Raw genomic sequence first — 1,071 nt, 5'->3', positions numbered from 1 at the left:
GGACGTCCGGAGCAGGGCTCGATCCCCAACATGTAACCGACTGAGGCCTCTCAGTCGGTCACTGCATGCGCATCTGCCCCGCATCAATCTTTGTATCTCGGCCGTCGGATGGCATCAGTTGGTAACATGGTGGGTGGTTGGGGGTTAAATTGAGTGGATGTCGAACGTTCGTCGCAAGTTTGGGTTCTTTGATCCGAAGCAGGAGTACTCCGTCACATACGGTGTTCTTCCCCATTGGGAACAGCCGGGGGCGACGTACTTCATCACCTACCGCACTCGCGATTCGATCCCGCAAGCCGCGTTCGATTTGTGGCAGCGACAGCGAGCCGATGCACTCCGGCGGTTGGGGATTGATCCAGAAGCTTCCGATTGGACTGCGGCATTCGGTCGTTTGGACTGGGGAGTCCGACGCCAGTTCGCTCGACAATTTGCAACGATCCTGGAAGCCAGTCTCGATGAATTGCACGGGGCGTGCCCGCTGCGAGACCCCGACGTTTCCAACGTCGTCGCTGAGAACCTTCTGCATTTCGATGGACCGCGATACAGCCTGGGTGGCTTCGTTGTGATGCCGAATCATGTTCACGTTTTGGTGTGCTTTGATCGCAACGTGACATTGAAGGACCAGTGTCGAAATTGGAAACACTACCAGTCGCTACGGATCAACGAGTTGCTCGGGCACAAAGGCCGGTTGTGGCAACCTGAAAGCTTCGATCATCTCGTGCGGGACGGGGACCACTTCCAGAAATTCCGTAAGTACATTCAGAACAACCCTGTGAAAGCCGGGCTGAAAGAAAGCGAGTTCAGGCTGTATCTCCCAGACCTCCAAGACGCCCACTTCGTAACCGACTGAGGCTCTCAGTCGGAAAGCCACCCTCGTTTTCGCGGTTGTTTTTCAGTGCTCGGCCGACTGAGAGGCCTCAGTCGGCTACATGTGGTGGGGACTTGGTTTCGTTCGGTTGGGAATTCGTCAGCATGCGCCGGCGTGGAATGCGTGCGGCATTGTCCTGAAACGTAACCGACTGAGGCCTCTCAGTCGGTTGGACATGGTTGCTGACCGAGGGGCCTCGGTCA

Annotated in this window: 1 protein-coding gene; it reads left to right on the top strand. The window is 56.6% G+C overall.

What is annotated here, in order from left to right:
* The first annotated feature begins 157 nt into the window (after nucleotides 1–157).
* Nucleotides 158–850 carry a transposase gene (locus tag RE6C_RS18740; RefSeq protein ID WP_008659028.1) on the top strand — a complete coding sequence of 231 codons (693 nt, stop codon included), beginning with the start codon at nucleotides 158–160 and terminating at the stop codon, nucleotides 848–850.
* Nucleotides 851–1,071 lie beyond the last annotated feature (221 nt).

This window comes from Rhodopirellula europaea 6C (assembly GCF_000338295.1).
Lineage (GTDB): Bacteria > Planctomycetota > Planctomycetia > Pirellulales > Pirellulaceae > Rhodopirellula > Rhodopirellula europaea.
The sequence above is the reverse complement of the archived record's forward strand: the minus strand, read 5'-3'. Positions and strand labels throughout refer to the sequence as shown.

Coding starts and splice junctions, on each gene's coding strand:
- RE6C_RS18740 (WP_008659028.1), top strand. CDS start 158: ATGTCGAACGTTCGTCGCAAGTTTGGGTTCTTTGATCCGAAGCAGGAG.